The organism is Epibacterium sp. Ofav1-8, from assembly GCF_022348185.1.
Taxonomy (GTDB): domain Bacteria; phylum Pseudomonadota; class Alphaproteobacteria; order Rhodobacterales; family Rhodobacteraceae; genus Epibacterium.
Window position 1 is genome coordinate 491252 of record NZ_JAKRFD010000001.1, and the last position, 18352, is coordinate 509603.

At 60.6% G+C, this 18352-nt stretch carries 15 protein-coding genes and 1 riboswitch; of the genes, 4 read left to right on the plus strand and 11 right to left on the minus strand.

The features are described 5' to 3' along the window. Positions 1 to 54: 54 nt before the first annotated feature. A complete protein-coding gene (locus tag MHM97_RS02410; protein ID WP_239319076.1) occupies positions 55 to 1668 on the plus strand; it encodes an ankyrin repeat domain-containing protein in 1614 nt (537 codons plus the stop codon). Positions 1669 to 1883: 215 nt separating this feature from the next. Here the strand turns inward: MHM97_RS02410 and nrdF are convergent, their stop codons facing one another. The 11 genes from nrdF to MHM97_RS02465 all read right to left on the minus strand — a co-directional run bounded on the left by nrdF (position 1884) and on the right by MHM97_RS02465 (position 14638). Beyond that, positions 1884 to 2861: a class 1b ribonucleoside-diphosphate reductase subunit beta gene (nrdF, locus tag MHM97_RS02415; RefSeq protein ID WP_239319077.1), complete on the minus strand. Its 978-nt coding sequence runs from the start codon at positions 2859 to 2861 to the stop codon at positions 1884 to 1886. A 99-nt stretch (positions 2862 to 2960) separates the two neighbouring features. After that, a complete protein-coding gene (nrdE, locus tag MHM97_RS02420) occupies positions 2961 to 5093 on the minus strand; it encodes a class 1b ribonucleoside-diphosphate reductase subunit alpha (RefSeq protein WP_239319078.1) in 2133 nt (710 codons plus the stop codon). Beyond that, positions 5075 to 5497 (minus strand): class Ib ribonucleoside-diphosphate reductase assembly flavoprotein NrdI, encoded by a 423-nt coding sequence (gene nrdI, locus MHM97_RS02425; RefSeq protein ID WP_239319079.1) that lies wholly within the window; start codon positions 5495 to 5497, stop codon positions 5075 to 5077. Before nrdI ends, nrdE begins: the two co-directional genes overlap by 19 nt. 9 nt (positions 5498 to 5506) lie before the next feature. Continuing rightward, positions 5507 to 5728, minus strand: coding sequence for a glutaredoxin-like protein NrdH (gene nrdH / locus MHM97_RS02430; RefSeq protein ID WP_239319080.1), 222 nt, complete (start codon positions 5726 to 5728; stop codon positions 5507 to 5509). Between the two features lie 114 nt (positions 5729 to 5842). After that, positions 5843 to 6035, minus strand: a riboswitch (cobalamin riboswitch). Positions 6036 to 6128: 93 nt separating this feature from the next. Beyond that, positions 6129 to 7658 carry a chemotaxis protein CheW gene (locus MHM97_RS02435; RefSeq protein ID WP_239319082.1) on the minus strand — a complete coding sequence of 510 codons (1530 nt, stop codon included), beginning with the start codon at positions 7656 to 7658 and terminating at the stop codon, positions 6129 to 6131. A gap of 4 nt (positions 7659 to 7662) precedes the next feature. Further along, positions 7663 to 10419, minus strand: coding sequence for a methyl-accepting chemotaxis protein (locus tag MHM97_RS02440; protein ID WP_239319083.1), 2757 nt, complete (start codon positions 10417 to 10419; stop codon positions 7663 to 7665). Between the two features lie 186 nt (positions 10420 to 10605). Next, entirely contained in the window at positions 10606 to 11094 is a 489-nt protein-coding gene (locus MHM97_RS02445; protein ID WP_239319084.1) for a GAF domain-containing protein, read from the minus strand. A gap of 3 nt (positions 11095 to 11097) precedes the next feature. Continuing rightward, complete coding sequence (locus MHM97_RS02450) at positions 11098 to 11847, minus strand: ABC transporter ATP-binding protein (RefSeq protein ID WP_239319085.1); 750 nt, start codon at positions 11845 to 11847, stop codon at positions 11098 to 11100. Then, entirely contained in the window at positions 11844 to 12683 is an 840-nt protein-coding gene (locus MHM97_RS02455; protein ID WP_239319086.1) for an ABC transporter ATP-binding protein, read from the minus strand. Before MHM97_RS02455 ends, MHM97_RS02450 begins: the two co-directional genes overlap by 4 nt. After that, complete coding sequence (locus MHM97_RS02460; protein WP_005622798.1) at positions 12680 to 13585, minus strand: ABC transporter permease; 906 nt, start codon at positions 13583 to 13585, stop codon at positions 12680 to 12682. The genes MHM97_RS02455 and MHM97_RS02460 overlap by 4 nt, the downstream gene beginning before the upstream one ends. Positions 13586 to 13594: 9 nt before the next feature. Next, complete coding sequence (locus MHM97_RS02465; protein WP_239319087.1) at positions 13595 to 14638, minus strand: ABC transporter permease; 1044 nt, start codon at positions 14636 to 14638, stop codon at positions 13595 to 13597. Positions 14639 to 14886: 248 nt separating this feature from the next. Here MHM97_RS02465 and MHM97_RS02470 point away from each other — a divergent pair, with 248 nt between their 5' ends. The 3 genes from MHM97_RS02470 (at position 14887) to MHM97_RS02480 (ending at position 18313) form a co-directional block, all read left to right on the plus strand. After that, positions 14887 to 15501 (plus strand): helix-turn-helix domain-containing protein, encoded by a 615-nt coding sequence (locus MHM97_RS02470; protein WP_239319088.1) that lies wholly within the window; start codon positions 14887 to 14889, stop codon positions 15499 to 15501. Positions 15502 to 15547: 46 nt separating this feature from the next. Beyond that, the gene (locus MHM97_RS02475) at positions 15548 to 17137 is read left to right on the plus strand and encodes an ABC transporter substrate-binding protein (protein WP_239319090.1); all 1590 of its coding nucleotides are present in this window, start codon (positions 15548 to 15550) and stop codon (positions 17135 to 17137) included. A gap of 72 nt (positions 17138 to 17209) precedes the next feature. After that, the gene (locus tag MHM97_RS02480) at positions 17210 to 18313 is read left to right on the plus strand and encodes a M24 family metallopeptidase (RefSeq protein ID WP_239319091.1); all 1104 of its coding nucleotides are present in this window, start codon (positions 17210 to 17212) and stop codon (positions 18311 to 18313) included. Positions 18314 to 18352 lie beyond the last annotated feature (39 nt).

Below are 18352 nucleotides of genomic sequence, written 5' to 3' on the forward strand. Positions count from 1 at the left end.
AACCTTTGTGCTGCCGGATTGCGGGTCGTCGGCGCCAGTTGCACGGAGGTCAATATGAACCTGCTTCCCGAAAAACCCGATCTGTTTCAGCTTCGCCGACAGGCCAAGGAGCTGCACGCCCGTTATCGCGCGCAAGACATCGCAGCCTTGCAGCGCCTGCGCCAATCCCTGCCCGCGGCCAGGGGCCTGTCGCAGGCAGAGGTTGCGGCAGCCGGCTACCGGTTGCATGACGCGCAATCCTGCCTGGCGCGTGAATATGGCTTTGCGTCCTGGGGAGACCTGAAAGCCTTTGTCGAGGCGGCCCGGCTCAGATCCGGTGATGTGTCAGCGCTGCGGCGTGCTTTCCTGGGCTTTGTCTACGCCGGCGAGGTTGTTGGTGGCATGAACAGGTCCCGACCGGCTCTCGCCGAACGATTGTTGACGCAATACCCGGAGATCGAGGCGGGCTGCCCGACAACCGCCTGCGCAGTTGGCGACGTCGAGGCCGTGCGCGCGGCGATCCTCCGCGACCGGGGCTGGATCCATGCGGCGGGCGGGCCATTGTCCCTGCCGCCCCTGGTTGCAGCCTGTCACTCCGGTCTGTTGGCGGATGCAGACAGGCGCGCCGGGATCCTCGACGTGATCCGGCTGCTGCTTGCCGAAGGCGCAAATCCGAACCAGTCCATCGCAAGCCGCTGGCCACCGGCGTCTGTCGAATTTCCGGATGCGACCGCGCCTCTGACGGCGCTTTACGGGGCGGCTGGGGTGAGTTTTGACGCGGATGCCACGCGACTGCTGCTGGCTGCCGGAGCCGATCCGAATGACAATGAATCGCTCTATCATTCGCTGGATCGGCCCAACTGCACCGCACTGCTGCTGGCGGCGGGCGCGCAGGTGTCGGGGACAAACGCGTTGTTTCGCTGTCTGGATTTTGATGACCTCGGTACCTTTGAAATGTTGCTGTCTCATGCCGCCGGAGCGCCCGAGTTGTCGCATTCTGGTCTGTATTTTCACGCCATTCGCCGCCGCCGTTCGCTGTCGCATTTTCAGGCTTTGCTTGATGCAGGTGTCGACCCCGACACCACGAATGAGGAGGGGATGACACTTGCGGCGTTTGCCCTGCGTCACGGGCTCGCCGAAGTGGCGACCTTGCTTGGCGGCACTGCGGAGCTGTCAGAGACGGATCAGTTCCTTGCTGCCTGTGCGGCAGCTGATCTGGATGCGGCGCGCGCGATGCTGGACGACGCCCCGGATCTGTTTGCCCGGTTGCAGGAGCGTGATCTGCGCCTCTTGCCGGAACTGGCCGCCGCCGGGGCAACCGCTGCGGTGCGGGTGATGGTTGACCTCGGCTGGCCGATCGAAGCGACCGGCGGGGACTGGTCGGCAAGTGCGCTCAACCAAGCTGTGTTCCGGGGCGACAGGGAGCTCACCAGATTTCTGCTGGATCGGGGGGCGTCCTGGCGTGCCGAGCATGGTTTCGGGGATGACGTGTCAGGTACGCTCTGCTGGGCTTCCCTCAATCGTCCGGTTGAGGGCGGGGACTGGTGCGGCTGCGCAGAGGTCCTGCTGGCATACGGCATGCCTGCGGTGCGGCGGGATCGGACCGACCCTCACACCGTGATCATGGAAGGCCGACCGCGGCAGTTTTCCGAAGACGTGACACTGGTTCTGCTGCAGGAGGGAGCGTAGCAGCGGGGCAGTGAGCACCCGCGCCGCCCCCGCCACTGTCGCAATTGCAAGGCGCAGCGGCCGTCGTGCCACATTTACCTGTGCTGTTGCGGCCCCGGCTTCGCGGATGAGGGCGATACCGCTGACGGATCAGCGCCGCACCGGATCAACGCCCCGACCGCCACATGCGGCTGAAACAAAGCCGCCCGCGACGGTTCGCGGGCGGCCTCAGTCTATCAGAAATCCCAGTCTTCGTCCTCGGTCGCAACCGCCTTGCCGATCACATAGCTCGACCCGGACCCGGAGAAGAAGTCGTGGTTTTCATCCGATCCGGGCGACAGCGCCGCCATGATCGCCGGGTTTACACGACAGGTTTCTTCCGGGAACAGCGCCTCAAACCCAAGGTTCTGCAGAGCCTTGTTGGCGTTGTAGTGCAGGAAGTTCTTCACATCCTCGGTGAGCCCCAACCCATCATAGAGCTGCTCTGTATAGCGCGCCTCAATGTCATAAAGGTCAAACAGCAAACCAAAGGCAAAATCCTTCAGCTCCTTGCGCTCCGCCTCGCTCAACCGCTCCATGCCGCGCTGGAACTTATAGCCGATGTAATAGCCGTGGATGGCTTCATCGCGGATGATCAGGCGGATCAGGTCGGCCGTGTTGGTCAGGCGTGCGCGGCTTGACCAGTGCATTGGCAGGTAAAAGCCCGAATAGAACAGGAAACTCTCGAGGAACACGCTGGCGATCTTTTTGCGCAGCGGCGAGGCGGTGGCATCGTACTCGTCAAGGATCAGCCGGGATTTGGCCTGCAGATGCTCATTCTCCGCCGACCAGCGGAAGGCCTCATCCACCTCAGTGGTTTGACACAGGGTCGAGAACACCGAGGAATAGGACCGCGCATGCACTGCCTCCATAAAGGCGATATTGCTAAGCACCGCCTCCTCATGCGGGGTGATCGCATCCTGCATCAGCGTCGGCGCACCCACGGCATTCTGGATCGTGTCCAGCAGCGTCAGACCGGTGAACACCCGAATGGTCAGGGTCTGCTCATCCGGGGTCAGCTGCGACCAGGACTGAATGTCGTTGGACAGCGGCACCTTCTCCGGCAACCAGAAGTTCACCGTCAGACGGTTCCAGATCTCCAGATCCTTGTCGTCCTGCAGCCGGTTCCAGTTGATCGCTTTCGGGACGGCGCGGGCTTGGGTCATGTCTTTCATACACTCAATCTCAGCAGCTTGGGGGCGGGCCCCTTCATCTTTTCCAAAATACCTCGGGGGAGGCCACGGATGTGGCCGGGGGCAGCGCCCCCTCCCGATTTACAGCGAACAGGACACGCAGCCCTCGACCTCGGTGCCTTCCAGCGCCTGTTGGCGCAGGCGGATGTAGTAAATCGTCTTGATCCCTTTCTTCCACGCGTAGATCTGCGCGCGGTTGATGTCTCGGGTCGAGGCCTCCGCCGGGAAGAACAGGGTCAGCGACAGCCCCTGATCGACGTGCTGCGTTGCCGCCGCATACGTGTCGATGATCGCCTCGGGACCGATGTCATAGGCATCGCGGTAATACTCGAGGTTGTCGTTGGTCATATAGGGCGCGGGATAGTAGACGCGACCGATCTTGCCTTCCTTGCGGATCTCGATCTTGGCGGTGATCGGGTGGATCGAAGAGGTGGCATAGTTGATATAGCTGATCGAGCCAGTGGGCGGGACCGCCTGCAGATTGCGGTTATAAAGCCCGTGCTTCATCACCTTGTCGCGCAGCGCTTCCCAGTCCTTGCGGGTCGGGATCTCGATGCCTGCGGCCTCAAACAGCTCTTTGACCCGGTCGGTTTCCGGCAGCCAGTCCTGACCGACATATTTCTCAAAGAAGCTGCCATCGGCATAGGCGGAGTCTTCAAAGCCTTTGAACTTTGCCTTCTTCTCTTTTGCCAATGCGTTAGAGGCGCTGAGCGCATGATACAGCACGGTGCAGAAGTAGATATTGGTGAAATCCACACCCTCTGCGCTGCCGTAATGGATGCGCTCGCGGGCGAGGTATCCATGCAGGTTCATCTGACCGAGACCAATAGCGTGGCCTTCCTCGTTGCCCTTGCGGATGGAAGGCACAGAATCGATGCTCGACATTTCCGACACCGCATTGAGCGCGCGGATTGCGGTGCCCACGGTGCTGGCCAGATCGCCACCATCCATCGCACGCGCGATGTTCATGGAGCCGAGGTTACAGGAAATATCCGTGCCCATCTGCGCATAAGACAAATCGTCGTTGAACGCGGAGGCCTCGTTCACCTGCAGGATTTCGGAGCAGAGGTTTGACATGGCAATGCGGCCCGCGATCGGGTTTGCGGCATTCACCGTGTCTTCAAACATGATGTAGGGATAGCCGGATTCAAACTGGATCTCGGCAATGGTCTGGAAGAACGCCCGCGCGTTGATCTTCTTCTTGCGGATCTGCGGATTGTCCACCATCTCGTGATATTTCTCGGTGACCGAGATTTCCGAGAAGGCCTGACCGTAGACCTTTTCCACGTCATGCGGCGAGAACAGATACATGTCCTCGTTTTTCTTGGCGAGTTGGAAGGTGATATCGGGGATTACCACGCCCAGCGACAGCGTCTTGATGCGGATCTTCTCATCTGCGTTTTCGCGCTTGGTATCCAGGAAACGCAGAATATCCGGGTGATGCGCGTTCAGATAAACCGCGCCAGCACCCTGACGCGCGCCCAGCTGGTTGGCATAAGAAAAACTGTCCTCAAGAAGCTTCATCACCGGGATGACGCCCGAAGACTGGTTCTCGATGCCCTTGATCGGGGCGCCATGCTCGCGAATGTTGGTCAGCATCAAGGCCACGCCACCGCCGCGTTTCGACAGTTGCAGGGCGGAGTTGATGCCGCGCCCGATCGACTCCATGTTGTCCTCAAGACGCAACAGGAAGCAGGACACAAACTCGCCGCGCGCCTTTTTTCCCGCATTGAGGAAGGTCGGTGTTGCGGGCTGGAAGCGGCCTTCGATGATCTCCGACATCAGCTTCATCGCGAGTTTTTCATCCCCGCGTGCCAGGGTCAGCGCATTCATGACCACGCGGTCCTCGTAACGCTCCAGGTAGCGCTGACCGTCACGGGTTTTCAGCGTGTAAGACGTGTAATATTTGAACGCGCCGAGGAAAGACGGGAAGCGGAATTTCTTGCCATAGGCCGCATCCCAGATCTTGCGCTGGAAATTGAGCGAGTATTGATCCAGCACTTCGGGTTCGTAATAACCTTCCTCAACCAGGTAGCGCAGCTTCTCGTCCAGCGAGTGGAAGAAGACGGTGTTCTGGTTCACATGCTGAAGAAAATATTGCCGGGCCGCCATGCGGTCAGCCTCGAACTGGATGTTGCCCTCGTCATCGTAGAGATTCAACATCGCATTCAGCGCGTGATAGTCGAGGTCGGCGGTTACGCTTGCGTCAAGCATGTCTGCTGCTCCTGTGCCGCCCAGAACCGGGCGAGGCCCGCGCGGATGCGGGCGATGTCTGTTTCGGTTCCCGCCAACTCAAAGCGGTAGAGGACGGGGACATTGCATTTTTTGGCGATCACATCCCCGGCGAGGGCGAAGGTGGTGCCAAAGTTGCGGTTGCCCCCGGCAATCACGCCCCGCAGAAGGGCACGATTGCGCGCGTTGTTCAGAAATTTGATGACCGGTTTCGGCACCGCGCCACGCCCTTCGCCATCGGCAAAGGTGGGCGTGACCAAAACATAGGGCGCATCTACGTCCGGGAAAGGCTCTGTCTGCGGCAGCCGCAGAGCCTCCAGCCCCAGTTGCTCCATCAAACGGGCCGTATTGCCCGAACGGGAGGAGTAGTAGACAAGCCCGGCCACTCTGGTGCCTTAGGCCAGCTGGCCGATCAGGTCGGGACGGAATCCTGCCCAGTGATCGTCGCCTGCGACAACGACAGGAGCCTGACGATACCCCAACCCCTGGACCATCTCCATGGCGGCGGCATCCTCGGTCAGGTCGACGAGATCAAAAGAGATCCCCTTGGCCTCCAGCGCGCGGGTGGTGGCGGTGCATTGCACGCAGGCCGGTTTAGAATAGACAGTGATGCTCATCTGCAAGGTCCCCTCAGGTGGTATCTGCTCGTATGTCTGGTCAGGCGAAAACGGACACGAGAACCCGGCGCTGACCAAAGCACCGAACCACGCGTCCGGGCCCTCCGCCTCGGTCGTCGTTCAGTTGCTTTGGCAGGTCTCCTGACTTTGCGGCTCAGACGCCCGGTCCCCCTTCCCAATGCCGGTCATGCATCAGTGGTCCAGGATAGGCTTGCCGCTTACAGTTGCGGGGGCAGCGCCGGATTTCCACCGACTTCCCTCTTCACCCGCGAGTCACCCCGCAGGCACCAAAGCACCCGCATATTGCGTCTTTTGTTAGGGAACTGTCAATATATGGTTATTCACACAGGGGGGCATTTCCTGTGGATGAATCACGTGTCGCGCGCAGTCTCCGAGGGGGTCACGGCAGCAGGCTGGTCGGATCGTCAACGGCAACCAAACGTTTTGCGGTTCCGAACCCCAGTTCGACCAATTGCTCGGACGGGCAGGTGCTGGCAGCGCCACCGGCCTGGCGAAACCCCTTGAGGCGTCCGATGTCGATCGATTTCATGGCCTCCACCGCGAGACCGTAGTGATGACCGTCCTTTTCCAGGATCATTATGCCGGACTCCGATCCGAACTGGCCATCGCCGTGCCCGCGGCGGCGCGCGCAGTCATAAACCGGCATCAGGCGGCTTTGATAGGAGAGGTTGGCGAGGTGGCCGTCGTAGTCTGCCCCTGAGATGCTGTTCGGCAGCCGCATGATCTCGCTGACGGCTTCGATCGGGACGGCAAAGTCCCCACCTGCGGACACCGTAAGATAGCGCCCCGACGCAGAACGCAGCGCGGCGAGACGGTTTTCATCATACGCCGGTTCCGTGCCGACAGGGTGGTCCGAGGGTTTGCCCTGGGCATCTTTGACCGCGATCTGAGGCGTGGTCTTGAGGCGATGTGATGTTTCGGCCAGTTGCAACAGGTCCGGGTCCTGACGGCAAGCGGCCACGTCGATCACCAGACACTGCTCATCCTGTTCGTCAATATGCACACCGCTGAACAGCTCCCGGCGTGAGGTGACACTGGGCGGAAAATCATAGACCGCGCCTGCCTCAATGTTCATGACACTGACAACCTGGTCGACATGAAAGGCCAGCGCATGATCGTCGGGAAATTCAATAATGATGCCTGCCGCCGCCTCCGGTCTCTCTCCCGTACTGGCGAACCCGAGGTTTTCCAGCGTGTCCAGCATCGGCATTTCCATGCCGTGGCGCTGAATCAGACCCAGGCAGGAACTGCCGCTTATCGGCCAGGGGCTGAGCGGACTGGTGGGAACCGTGGAGGCGATATCCGACATGGCGATCAGGAAATTCCGCCCGCCCACGCGGAAGCGGATATAGGGCAGGCGCTTGATGCGGGCCCGCTGGCGCGCCGTTTCGGAGATCTCGTCCGACGGTGCTTGTGGCACATTCAGCAACTCGGGAACCGACAGCATCGAGAAATGCCCGTTGGTTTCGCAGATGTAACCGCCGCTGATCAGAACGTCTTCATTGTCGGGGAGGTTCTGATGCCAGGTGTCCCCCAGTTGCAGCAGGCAGCGCACCGAATCCACAAGCAGTCCGGCGACTCGTCCTTCGGCGCGGATGACGACGATGACACCGTCGGCCGGAGTGGCCCCCTGTGCCGTGTCTTCCGGCGTGATGCCTGCGTGCTGGCTGGCTTCGGCGCCCAGCCTTTGGTGCAGGCTTTGCACCGGGATCGCCTTGCCACGCAACAGGACCGCCCCGAGGAGATCCGGGTGTTGGCCGGGGAGGCGCTGAAACCGCTCCGGCGCAGGAATGACCTCGCGCACTTGGTGGATCGGGATTGCGAACAGCATGCCTCCGATCTCGACCACGCCGACCAGCTGGTCCGCGGGGTCGGCGCAGGTGTCCGGTTCAGCTGCGCGGTCTGACATCGGTTCAGGCCGCCCGGTTGTCGCCGGACAATTGGCTGATCAGATCGACGACCTGTTTCGACGCCGCAAGCTGGTTTTCCGCCGCCGAGGAAATCTGATCGACCGACTGGCCCGTCAGGGCGACACTTTCAACGATCCGAGAAAAGGCATCCCGCGCCGCGACCGAGCGGGTGGTCCCCTGATCGACACGGACTTCGGACTCGGTGATCAGGCGCGAGATCTTATGGGCGGCTTCGGAACTCCGCTCGGCCAGTTTTCGGACTTCCTCGGCGACGACGGAGAAGCCGACGCCGTGCTCCCCGGCCCGGGCCGCCTCGATGGCCGCGTTGAACGCCAGGAGATTGGTCTGGTTCGCGATTTCGCCGATCACCTTGACGATCTCCGAGATCTCGCCCGAAGAGCGCTGCATCAACTCGATCGTTTCGATCGTGTGGTTCAGCGCCTCGAACCCCTGGTTCGCGTTCTGCTCGGTCTCGCCGGCTTTGGTGCGGGCCTCGCTGGTGGCAAAGGAAATGTCCGAGATTGCTTCGCTCAGCGAGTCTACAACGCGGGTCATTTCCTCCGCCTTTTCGCGGATACGGTGTTCGCGCGCCACCTGTTCGGTCACATCGGTGGCGTATTCGATCACACCGACCGGCTGCCCGTGCAGGTCCATGAGCGGTGCGTAGGTGGCCTGGATATGAACGTCGCGGCTGAACTTGCCGACCCTGTGATACCGTCCGGACTGATATTCCCCGCGGTTGAGTGCCAGCCAGAAATCCCGGTACTGCTGGGATTTCAGATAATCCGGGGTGCAGAACATCGAATGGTGCTGACCGAGAATTTCGCGCAGAGAATAGCCCATGACGCTGAGGAAGTTTTCGTTCGCCGAGATCACGTTGCCATCTAGGTCGAACTGGACCACCGCCTGGCTGCGATCCATGGCCTGGATCTTGTTGTTGGCATCCACGGCCTGTTTTTTGGTCTCGGTGACGTCGCTGGCGTATTTGACCACTTTCACCGGTTCGCCGCGCAGGTCGAAGATCGGATTATAGGTGGCTTGAATCCAGACCTCTTTGCCATCGCGGCCGATGCGGCGGTATTCGCCCGCGGCAAAGTTGCCGCGCCGCAGTTGCGCCCAGAAGTCGCGATAGGCTTCGCTTTCCGCATAGTCCGGCTCGCAGAACATGGCATGGCGTTGACCGACCACCTCGTCGGTATCATACCCCATCAGGGACAAAAAGTTCTCGTTGGCACTCAGGATCGTGCCCTGGAGATCAAATTCGATCACCGCCTGACTGCGGCTGACGGCGTTCAGCTTCGCCTCGAATTCGACGGATTGTTTTTTGGACTCTGTCAGATCGTTGGCGAATTTGACCACTTTGATAGGGTTGCCATCGAGGTCAAACACCGGGTTGTAGGTGGCCTGGATCCACAGGTCGCTACCGTCCTTGCGCCGGCGCTGATAGACGCCACTTGCAAATTCCCCGGCGCTCAGTTTGCGCCAGAAACTTGCATAGTCCCGGCTGGCCACATGTTCTTCGGTGCAGAAGACGCGATGGTGCAGGCCGACAATCTCGTCGCTTGCATAGCCGGTCAGGTCGAGGAAGATGTCATTGGCCCACAGCACAGTCCCGTCGAGGTCGAATTCAATCACCGCCTGACTGCGGTTGGCGGCATTCAGGCGGGCTTCCATCTCGGCGCGTTGCTGATGTTCGGCGCTTACGTCAGTGGCGAATTTGACGATCTTCAGCAATTCCCCATCAGGTCCGTAGACCGGGTTGTAGGTGGCCTGAATCCAGACCGGAGAGCCATCTTTGCACAGGCGGCGGTATTCGCCGCGGGCGTGCTCACCACTGGCCAGTTTGCTCCAGAAATTGCTGTAGCCCGCGCTTTTTACGGTGGCAGGGTCGCAGAACAGGCGATGATGGCGGCCGATGATCTCGTCGCGGGTATAGCCGGTCAGGTCGAGAAAATTCGCGTTGGCCTCCAGTATTGTGCCATCAAGATCGAATTCGATCACCGCGCTGCTGCGGCTCAGGGCCTCGATCTTGCCGGCGCTTTCCGCAGACTGACGTTTGCTGGCGGTCACGTCCATGGCGTATTCGATAATCCGGACCACGTTGCCTTCGCGGTCAAAAATCGGATTGAAGGCCGCGCGCACCCAGATCTGGTTGCCCTTGCGACCAACGCGCTGGTACTCGCCTTCGACGCCATGGCCCTTGCACAGATCGCCCCAGAAGGTCAGGTACGGCTCCGGCTTGTCCTGTAGTTTCGGCCACAGAATGCTGTGGTGGGCCCCGATCAGGTCGCCCTTCTTGAAACCGGTCAGGGCGCAGAAATTCTCGTTTGCCCGCATGATGGTGCCGTCGATGTCATATTCCACGATGGCCTGGGCGCGGTCGATCGCCGCGACATAGCCCTGTATCGCCTCGTCCGGCTCAACCACGCCCCCGGTCAGGAAGACATGGTCATCATGTGATTTCTGCATGATGCCGAAGAATTGCGGAGAGGTTGGTGTGTCCTCCAGGCGTACCCTGAATGAGGCGCTGCCTGCGCCGGAGGCGGTCGCCGCAATATCTCGGCGCAGACATCCCTGATCGACCACCAGATCCGTCAATGTGCTGGGTTCCGAAGTGCGCAGGCGGGCAAATTCGTCGTGCGCGGTGTCGCTCGCGGCGACAACCTCAAGCGTTTCCGGTTGAACCTTGAGGATGATCGAGTGGTTCATCAGGGCTTCGCCAGCGCCTTTCAGGTCGATTTCGACGAATTTTTTGACCATATGTCAGCATCCCTGTTTCTGAGCGCCCGTTTCAGCGCCGAGGCATCAAGTTGTCGTGCCGGGATTACTGCATGTTCGCGTTTAAGAAGCCGTAAAGCCATGCGTGGTCACATCGTGAAATTCCGCAGATTGACCAATGTATGGGAGCAGCAGCTGCGCGCGCCGCTGCTCCCGTGGGCGACAGCCTCAGGTTGTTGCGGCAACAACGGCCATGGAGGGCAAGCGAAGGACCTCATGCGCCTGTGCGACACGCTCGGGCGTGTAAAAACCCTCTTCGTGCAGGATGTTGACCGTGGCCACCATCTTGCCGCCAAGGATCACCGGCAGGTTGATGACCGATCCGCAGCCCAGTTTGCCGATCAGTTCCGCGTCTGGGAACACGGTGTCGATGTCGGCCAGAGTGTTGGAGACAAAGGTCTCGTGACGGCCATGAACCTGCTCGAACCAGCGGTTCATCTCGATTTCCTTGGTGCCTGTTGTGGGGTAATTTTCCGCATCATCCGTGTAAACGCGACGGGCGAGCATGGCGTCCATGTCAGCGGTCATCACAGTGAACAGCTTTGCCCCCACCGTGGCCTTGGTCAGCGCGCAAAGCGCGTCATAAGCCTGCTCTTCGGTAGTGGCCTCTGACAGCGCTTTTTCAAAATCTTGGCGCGCCGTGTTTGTGTCCGTCATGTCTTAGTCCTTGCGGTCTGGATTGCCGCCCGATGCGGCGTAAAGGGATTGCGTGTATGGGTCGGTGAAACTGCCATCGTGGAGCGCTGTTGCGGGCGCGATCTCGACGATACGGCCCTTGTTCATCACAGCCATGCGATCGCACATGAAGCTGACGACAGGCAGATTGTGGGTGACCATCAGATAGGTCAGCCCCTGCTCACGGCGCAGTTTCTTCAAAAGGTTCAGGATCTCCGCCTGTACCGAGACATCCAGCGCCGATGTGGGCTCATCCAACAGCATCACCTTGGGTTCGAGCATGAGCGCGCGCGCGATGGCGACCCGTTGGCGCTGCCCGCCCGAAAGCTGGTGGGGGTAGCGAAAGCGAAACCGCTGATCGAGGCCCACGGCAGCGAGCATCTCAATCACGCGGGCATCGCGATTGCCCAGCCCATGGATCTTGAGCGGCTCGCTCAGCACCGTGTCCACGGATTTGCGCGGATGCAGCGATCCATAAGGGTCCTGAAACACCATCTGGCAGCGGGTGGCAAAGCCCTGATCCACCGTGCGCCCGCGGGGCTGTCCCAGCACCGAGATCTCGCCGTTCCAGTCGGGCGCAAGGCCAGCGATGGCCTTGAGGATCGTGGATTTGCCAGAGCCGCTTTCACCGACCAGAGCAAAGCTCTCGCCCTCGGCGACCTCGATGTTGACGCCCTCAACCACCTTGGTGTGGCCATAGGAAATGTCGAGATTTTTCAAAATGATCGCGCTCATGTGCCGCTCCATGCGCTGCGGTCGAGGACGGGGAGTTCCTCGCGTGTTTCTTCCATCCGCGGCACCGCCGCCAGCAGGCCTTGGGTATAGGGGTGCGTCGCTTTGTGCAGGTCCTCTGCAGCGCAGCTTTCGACAACTTCGCCCGCGTGCATCACGAGGATGCGGTCGCAGTAGCGCGCCACCAGATTGAGGTCATGCGAGATCAGGATCAGCCCCATGCCCTTGTCGCGCACCAGCTCGTCGATGAGGTCCAGAACCTGCGCCTGCACAGAGACATCCAGCGCTGAGGTCGGCTCATCCGCGATCAGCAGATCCGGGCGCGGGATCAGCATCATGGCGATCATGATGCGCTGGCCCATACCGCCCGAAACCTCATGCGGATAGAGGTTCACCACCCGTTCGGGATCGTTGATGCGCACGGAATGCAGCATCTCCAGCACCCGGGATTTGACCTCGCTGCGGGCAAGGTTCTCGTGGGTCTTGAGCGCCTCGGCGATCTGCGCGCCGACGGTCATCACCGGATTGAGCGAGAATTTCGGGTCTTGCATGATCATCGAGATCCGCGCGCCGCGCAGGTCGCGCATCTTGCGTTCCGACAACCCTTGCAGGTCGATGCCATCGAAGATCATGCGATCAGCCTGCTGGCGTCCCGGTTTACGCACCAAGCGCAGGATCGCGCGGCCCGTCATGGATTTGCCCGACCCGCTTTCGCCGACGATGCCCAGGCGTTCGCGACCCAAGGTGAAGGACAGGCCCTTGACCACTTCGACGCGCCCCTGTGGCGTGGGGAAGCTCACGCGCAGGTTTTCCAGTTCCAAAAGTGGCGTATCGCTCATGATTTGCCTCCCTGTTTGGGGTCCAGCACATCGCGCAGGCCGTCACCGAGGAAACAGAAGCCGAGCGAGACGATGATGATGGCAAAGCCCGGCATGGTAGCGACCCACCACTGATCGAGGATGAAGGCCCGACCGCGCGAGATCATCGCGCCCCATTCGGGCAGTGGCGGCTGTGCGCCAAGGCCGAGAAAGCCCAGACCGGCTGCGGTCAGGATGATACCGGCCATATCCAGCGTCACCCGCACGATCATCGACGAGGTACACAGTGGCAGCACATGGCCAGTGATGATCCGCGTGTGCGATGCGCCAAGCAGGCGCATGGCCGAGATGAATTCCGAGTTGCGGAAGGTCAGTGTTTCGGCCCGTGCGATCCGCGCATAGGCAGGCCAGGATGTGATGGCAATGGCGATGATCGCGTTTTCAATCCCCGGCCCAAGCGCTGCCACAAAGGCCAGCGCGAGGATCAGCTTTGGCATCGACAGGAACACATCCGTCACACCCATGATGATCTTGTCCGTCCAGCCACCGAAATAGCCGGATACCGCACCGATGAGCAGTCCAAGCGGTGCGGAGATCACTGCCACCAGCGCCACGATCAACAGAGTGATGCGCGCGCCGTAAATGACGCGGCTAAAGATGTCGCGGCCCAGCTCATCGGTGCCCATCCAATGCGCGGCAGAGGGGGGCAGCAGGCGTTGACCGAGGTTTTGCCCCAGCGGGCTGTGAGGTGCGATCCACGGCGCAAAGATCGCCGCCAAGATCAACACCAAGAGGATCAGCGCCCCGACCACAGCGAGCGGATTGCGCATCAGCATCCGTGTCACGCGGTAGCTGTGACCCAAGGAGGCCTGCAGGCGGGAGCTGGGAGAATCGTCGAGCAACCAGTTTGTCATCGTTGTCATGGCACCCTCCTATCGGCTGCGCGGGTCGAGAATGCGGTAGAGCACATCCGACAGCTTGTTGATGAGAATGAAGACCGAGCCGATCACCAAAGTTGCGCCAAGGACGGCGTTCATATCGGCATTGAGCAGCGCCACGGTCAGATAGTTGCCGATGCCCGGCCAGCTAAAGACCGTCTCGATCATCACCGAACCTTCGAGCAAGGCGGCATAGGAAAGGCCGATCACCGTGATCAGAGGCACGCGAATGGGGCGGAAGCCGTGGGTCCAGATCACCCGCCATTCCGACACGCCTTTGACGCGGGCGGTGGTGATGTACTCTTGGCCGAGCTGATCCAGCATGAAGCTGCGGGTCATGCGCGCGATATAGGCAAGCGAGAAGAACCCAAGGATGGTTGCGGGCAGGATCAGGTGATCCAATGCGCTCCAGAACACATCCATGTCGCCTGCAATGAGGGCATCGACCAGCAGCAGGCCGGTGTGCGGCTCGACCAGACCCTCGTAGAAGATATCGACACGTCCCGGACCACCGACCCAGCCAAGGCCCGCGTAAAATACGACCAGCCCCACAAGACCAAGCCAGAAGGCAGGAACAGAGTAACCCAGCAGTGCAAAGACGCGGATCAACTGATCTACCCATGTGCCTTGCCTTGCAGCGGCCCAGACACCCAGCGGAACGCCCAAGCCGACGCCGATGATGATCCCAAGCGTTGCCATCTCCAGCGTTGCCGGGAAGACACGCGCCAGATCCTCTGCGACGGGGCGGTTGGTGGACACCGAATGGCCGAGATCACCCTGAAACACATCGCCCACATAGGTGATGAACTGCACCACCAATGGCTGATCCAGCCCCATGGCGATGCGGGCGGCGTCGTATTGTTCTTGCGTGGCGCGATCTCCGACCACGGCCAGAACCGGGTCAATCGGGATCACGCGGCCGATGAAGAAAGTGATCGCCATCAATCCGACAAACGTCAGGAACGTGACGATGACAAAGCCACCAAATGCGCTGGCGGTTTTCCTCAGCCCGGCGTGTGAAGGCGCGGCTGTACTCAAGGGTCTGGTCCCCTTTTTTCCTCCCAAAGCCCCCGGCAGCCGGGAGATCTGGCATCGTGAAAACTCTGCGCCAGAGAGGCCCCTGACGCGGTGGTTGGTGCAGCAGGCATAAAACAATTTTCGAAATGTGCAAAAAAATTTTTGCCTGACAAAAATTTTTTTTGTAGCGTGAGCGAGACAACATCCAGGAATGTGACCCTGTCTGATGCTACAGACGCAGGGTCCAACCCAAAGTGTGAAGAACAAAAATGCCGCGTGAAAAACCACCACAAGAGCCCAATGTCGGCCCAGCGATTCGCAAGCGCCGCAAGCAATTGAAACTGACCTTGCAGGCGCTCTGCGACAAATCCGGTGTGTCTGTGGGGTACCTCAGTCAGGTTGAGCGCGACAACGCAACACCTTCGCTTGGGACGTTGGCGCAGATTTCAGCGGCGCTGGATGTTGGGCTGGATTATTTCATTTCGGCATCGAAGCCTTCGGATGGTTTGACCCGTGCGGGAACACGTCCGCTGTTTGCACTGGATGATTCCTCTCTGCGCTACGAGGCGCTGGGCGCGGACTTTCCCGGCTCTGAGATGTCGTCCTATATCCTGCACATCCCGTCTGGCTATGTATCGGAAACCGTGAGCCATGAGGGCGAAGAGATCATCTTTGTCCTTGAGGGGGAAATCCAGCAAACGCTGGACGGCCAGTCCTTCGCCATGACCGCGGGTGACAGCCTGCACTACAGCGGCAATACCCCGCACGCATGGAGCAACCCAACCGATCACACCGCCCGGCTGCTCTGGACCGGGACGCTGACAGTTCTCAACCGCAAAGGCGCCATCGAGCTTCCGGAACTGTCCCACAAACAGAACGCGTAAACCGCGACAGACTGACTAGAAGTTTCATCCAACAAGGAGACCTCCCGTGAAACATCTGAAGACAACATTGCTGGCCAGCGCGCTGCTGTTGCCGCTTGCGGCACCTGCCGTCTTGGCCGACACGCCCGAGGGTGTGCTGGTGGTGGCACAGAACATCGACGATATCGTCGCAATCGACCCCGCGCAGGCCTATGAGTTCACCTCTGGCGAGTTGGTCACCAACCTTTATGACCGTCTGGTTCAGTACGATGCCGAAGACACCACCGTTCTGGCGGCGGGTCTGGCCTCGGAATGGGTCACCGATCCCGACGCCAAGACCATCACCTTCACCCTGCGCGATGGCGCGACGTTTGCCTCTGGCAACCCGGTGACCGCAGAAGACGTGGTCTATTCCTTCTCCCGCGTGGTGAAGTTGAACCTGACCCCGGCGTTTATCCTGACCCAGCTGGGCTGGACGGCAGACAACATCGGCGAGATGGTCACGGGCGAGGGCAACACCGTCACCGTGAAATACGCGGGCGATTTCTCTCCGGCGTTTGTGCTGAACGTTTTGGCTGCGCGCCCCGCATCCATTGTCGACAGCAAGTTGGTGCAGGAAAACGAAGTTGACGGCGACATGGGCAATGCGTGGCTCAATGCCAATGCAGCCGGTTCCGGTCCCTTCACGCTGCAACGCTATTCTGCGGGTCAGATGGTTCGTATGCAGGCGAACCCGACCTATTTCAACGGCGCACCCAAGATCGACAGCGTGATCATCCGTCACGTTGCCGAAAGCGCCACTCAGCAGCTGCTGTTGGAGCAAGGCGACGTGGATCTGGCGCGCAACATGACGCCGGATCAGGTGGCTTCGCTCGACAGTGGCGAGATCAAGGTCGAGACCTTCCCGCAGGCGGCTGTCCACTTCCTGTCGTTCAACCAGAAAACCGAGAGCCTGACGCCCCCGGCAGTCTGGGAAGCGGCACGCTATCTGGTCGACTACAAAGGCATGACCGATACGATCATCAAAGGTCAGATGGACGTGCATCAGGCCTTCTGGCCCAAGGGCTTCCCCGGTTCGTATGATGAGACCCCGTTCTCTTATGACCCGGAAAAGGCCAAGAGCATCCTGTCCGAGGCTGGCATCGAGACCCCGATCACCGTGTCGCTGGATGTGATCAATGCGGCCCCCTTCACCGATATGGCGCAGTCGCTGCAAGCGAGCTTTGCCGATGCGGGCATCAACTTTGAGATCCTGCCGGGCACCGGGAGCCAGGTGATCACCAAATACCGCGAGCGTAGCCATGAGGCGATGCTGCTGTATTGGGGCCCGGACTTCATGGATCCGCACTCCAACGCCAAGGCCTTCGCCTATAATTCCGACAACTCTGACGACAATTATGCAGCGACCACCACCTGGCGCAACGCATGGGCCGTGCCGGAAGAGATGAACAAGAAAACCATGGCAGCGCTGTCCGAGAGCGACGCGGATGCCCGTCTCGACATGTACCGCGAGCTGCAAAAAGAGGTGCAAGCCGAGTCGCCCATCGTGATCATGTTCCAGGCCGCCTATCAGGTCGCCATGAACGAGGCAGTATCGGGTTACGTCAACGGCGCGACATCTGACTTTGTGTTCTACCGTCTGGTGGAAAAAGAGTAATTGTGAACTGATCGGGCCGCCCGCGCTGGTGGCCCGTTTCCCCTATCTCTCCCTATAATCCCGGAGCCTTCGATGACCGAATTCCCGCTGACCGCCGCCCGCCTCGCTGCTCTGCGTGCCCGCATGGAGCTGACAGGCACCGACCTTGTCGCCCTCGGCCCTTCCAGCCATATGGCGTGGCTGTCTGGTGTGCATCCTCATGGCGATGAGCGCCCGGTGATGCTCTTGGTGAGCCAGTCTTATGCGGGCTTTTTGATGCCGGCGCTGAATGCCGCCGCCGCGCGCAAGGACACGGACCTGCCGTTCCACCCATGGCGGGATGACGAAGGCCCGGAGGCCGCTCTGGCCGCACTTCTTGAGGCCTGCGGTGCGACACGCCCGAATCTGTCGGTGGTTCTGGATGAGACCATGCGCACCGATTTCTCTCTGCGCCTGTTGGACGCGCTGGAGACACCGCGCCGCCGTTTTGCCGATGATACCGTGAGCCTGTTGCGGGCCTCCAAGGACGACAGCGAGTACCACGCGATCAAAGCCGCGCATCTGACCAACGACAAGGCCGTCAAGGCCGCGTTTGCTGCCCTCAAAGAAGGCGTCACCGAACGTGAGATCGTCGAACTGATCAAATCCGAATATGCCGCTGCCGGAGCGACGCTGGAGTTCTGCTCCGTGTGCTTTGGCGCCTCTGGGGCCTTCCCGCATCACACACCCGGTGACACCCAGTTGACCCGCAACTCTGCTGTGCTGATTGATACGGGCTGCCGTCTGGATGGCTACCCGTCCGACATGACCCGCTGCGGCTACTTTGGTGCGCCCGAAGAGGGTTATGAGGAGGTCTTTGCCGTGGTCGAGAAGGCCGTTCAGGCCGCACTCGCGGTGGCCAAGCCCGGTGTTGTGGCCAGCGATATCGACAAGGCCGCGCGCGATGTGATCACCGCCGCAGGCTATGGGGATCGCTTCCTGCATCGCACCGGCCATGGTCTCGGCATCGACATTCACGAGCCGCCCTATATCGCCGCCAATTCCGACGTGGTGCTGGCCGAGGGCAATGTGTTCTCGATCGAGCCGGGCATCTACCTTGAGGGTAAGTTCGGCATCCGTCTGGAGGAGATCGTCATCCTGCGCGAAGACGGTGCGGAGATCTTTTCCGAGATGCAGCGCGACATGGTGCGCGTCTAAGCACGCAGCCCCTCAGGGCCAAGGACAAACAGGCGGCGT